Here is a 3,428-nt window from a genome sequence, read left to right as displayed (position 1 = left end):
TTCAGAAGCGACAAAGGCCGCTTGGAGCGGCCTATTGTAACACGGCTTGGCCGTTTGAGCGTAAACCTTTTGGGTTTATCGCGTGTGATCAGAGAAGATTTTTTGAGACGCATAAACCGCGATGCGGTTTAGCGTGAAGTTGCGTTTGGCAGACCTGGCAGCGACCTACTCTCCCGCGTCTTAAGACGAAGTACCATGGGCGCAGGGGCGTTTCACGGCCGTGTTCGGAAAGGGAACGGGTGCGGCCACCCCGCCATAACCACCAGGTCGGCAAAGCGCAACTTCGGGCCAAACCGCGCCAGCGGTTTATGCCCTCTACGCTAAACCTTGCGGGTTTAGCGCGATGAGAAGCTGGATTTTTTATAAACACGTCGTTGGATTGCTCAAGCCGCATGAATGCTTCGCATTCAGCGGGGGATAGGCATGAATGCTACGCATTCAGCCTGAGATGAGCACTGGCAATGGGAACGATCAAGCCAATCGAGCTATTAGTACCGGTAAGCTTCATGCGTTGCCGCACTTCCACACCCGGCCTATCAACGTGGTCGTCTTCCACGGCTCTGATAGGGAACACTCGTTTTCAGGTTGGTTTCCCGCTTAGATGCCTTCAGCGGTTATCCATTCCATATATAGCTACCCTGCTATGCCCTTGGCAGGACAACAGGTCCACCAGAGATATGTCCATCCCGGTCCTCTCGTACTAGGGACAGATCCTGTCAATATTCCTACACCCACGGCAGATAGGGACCGAACTGTCTCACGACGTTCTGAACCCAGCTCACGTACCGCTTTAATTGGCGAACAGCCAAACCCTTGGGACCTGCTCCAGCCCCAGGATGCGATGAGCCGACATCGAGGTGCCAAACAACCCCGTCGATATGGACTCTTGGGGGTCATCAGCCTGTTATCCCCGGCGTACCTTTTATCCGTTGAGCGATGGCCCTTCCACGCGGGACCACCGGATCACTATGACCGACTTTCGTCTCTGCTCGACTTGTCAGTCTCGCAGTCAGGCGGGCTTATGCCATTGCACTCGACGACCGATTTCCGACCGGTCTGAGCCCACCATCGCGCGCCTCCGTTACTCTTTCGGAGGCGACCGCCCCAGTCAAACTACCCACCATACACTGTCCCGGATCCGGATAACGGACCGCGGTTAGACATCCATGACGATAAGGGTGGTATTTCAAGGATGGCTCCACAAGAACTGGCGTCCCTGCTTCAAAGCCTACCACCTATCCTACACATGCCGACACGAATGCCAGTGTAAAGCTATAGTAAAGGTGCACGGGGTCTTTCCGTCTGACCGCAGGAACCCCGCATCTTCACGGGGAATTCAATTTCACTGAGTCTATGTTGGAGACAGCGGGGAAGTCGTTACGCCATTCGTGCAGGTCGGAACTTACCCGACAAGGAATTTCGCTACCTTAGGACCGTTATAGTTACGGCCGCCGTTTACTGGGGCTTCGATTCAGAGCTTGCACCCCTCCTCTTAACCTTCCAGCACCGGGCAGGCGTCAGACCCTATACGTCGTCTTGCGACTTCGCAGAGCCCTGTGTTTTTGGTAAACAGTCGCTACCCCCTGGTCTGTGCCACCCTCACATACTTGCGTACATAAGGGTCACGCTTCTTCCGAAGTTACGCGTGCAATTTGCCGAGTTCCTTCAACATAGTTCTCTCAAGCGCCTTGGTATACTCTACCTGACCACCTGTGTCGGTTTCGGGTACGGTCTATACGGTGGAGCTATTTCCTGGAACCGCGTCCCCGCCCACACAATCCAATAAGTGTGAACAAGTTAAGCAATCCGTCACTACCACCAGGCCCACGAATATTAACGTGGTTCCCATCGACTACGCGTGTCCGCCTCGTCTTAGGGGCCGGCTAACCCTGCTCAGATTAACTTTAAGCAGGAACCCTTGGTCTTTCGGCGAGAGGGTCTCTCACCCTCTTTATCGTTACTCATGTCAACATTCGCACTTCCGATACCTCCAGGACCCCTCACAGGTATCCCTTCACTGGCTTACGGAACGCTCCGCTACCACTCCTCAAAGAGGAATCCTCAGCTTCGGTGCATGGCTTCAGCCCCGTTACATTTTCGGCGCAAAGACCCTTGACTAGACCAGTGAGCTGTTACGCTTTCTTTAAATGATGGCTGCTTCTAAGCCAACATCCTGGTTGTTTTGGGATCCTCACATCCTTTCCCACTTAGCCATGACTTGGGGACCTTAGCTGGAGGTTAGGGTTGTTGCCCTTTTCACGACGGACGTTAGCACCCGCCGTGTGTCTGCCTGATAGTACTCCCCGGTATTCGGAGTTTGGTTAGGATCAGTAAGACGGTGAGTCCCCATAGCCCATCCAGTGCTCTACCCCCGGGGGTATTCGTCAGACGCTCTACCTAAATAGATTTCGCGGAGAACCAGCTATTTCCGAGTTTGATTGGCCTTTCACCCCTAGCCACAAGTCATCCCAATCTATTGCAACAGATGCGGGTTCGGTCCTCCAGTTGGTGTTACCCAACCTTCAACCTGCTCATGGCTAGATCACTCGGTTTCGGGTCTAATGCAACAAACTATATCGCCCTATTCAGACTCGCTTTCGCTTCGCCTACACCTACCGGCTTAAGCTTGCTTGTTACACTAAGTCGTTGACCCATTATACAAAAGGTACGCCGTCACCCTTGCGGGCTCCGACTGTTTGTAGGTATCCAGTTTCAGGTTCTATTTCACTCCCCTTGTCGGGGTGCTTTTCACCTTTCCCTCACGGTACTGGTTCGCTATCGGTCATGCACGAGTACTTAGGCTTGGAGAGTGGTCTCCCCATGTTCAGACAGGATTTCACGTGTCCCGCCCTACTCTAGGACAATAAAGTCATCTACGCGTACGGGGCTGTCACCCTCTACGGCAAACCTTTCCAGGTTCTTCCACTTTATACTTCATTGCCACTGGCCTGGTCCGCGTTCGCTCGCCACTACTTGCGGAGTCTCGGTTGATGTCCTTTCCTGCAGGTACTTAGATGTTTCAGTTCCCTGCGTTCGCTTCTTACACCCTATTTTATTCAGGTGAAGATACCTTGTTACAATGCTTAGAAACCTGAAGTGTTTATCCAGCCACCAGGCTGCCGAACCTACGCCGCATCAGCGGCGACGGCCCTTGGCCTTGCGAAGCCCAAACAGGCTTCGATCCCTCGTCCCTCGAAAGAGAGAAGGAACCGGTCAACAATTCAGATTTTCTAAGCATTTAAGGTGGGTTGCCCCATTCGGAGATCCATGGATCAAAGCTTATTCGCAGCTCCCCACGGCTTTTCGCAGCGTATCACGTCCTTCATCGCCTGTGCATGCCTAGGCATCCACTAAATACCCTTACGACACTTGATCGTTCTCATTGCCAATGCTCATCATCTAGCTGATGCTTCAAAGAAGCAGCAGCA

General features: G+C 53.2%; 2 rRNA genes. Both read right to left on the bottom strand.

Annotation, left to right across the window (positions count from 1 at the left end):
- Positions 1–152 precede the first annotated feature (152 nt).
- Positions 153–267, bottom strand: a 5S ribosomal RNA gene (gene rrf / locus BJ928_RS38265).
- A 200-nt stretch (positions 268–467) separates the two neighbouring features.
- Positions 468–3,375, bottom strand: a 23S ribosomal RNA gene (locus tag BJ928_RS38260).
- Between the last annotated feature and the right edge of the window lie 53 nt (positions 3,376–3,428).

The organism is Rhizobium sp. WW_1 (genome assembly GCF_003610155.1).
GTDB lineage: Bacteria > Pseudomonadota > Alphaproteobacteria > Rhizobiales > Rhizobiaceae > Rhizobium > Rhizobium tropici_A.
The sequence above is the reverse complement of the archived record's forward strand: the minus strand, read 5'-3'. Positions and strand labels throughout refer to the sequence as shown.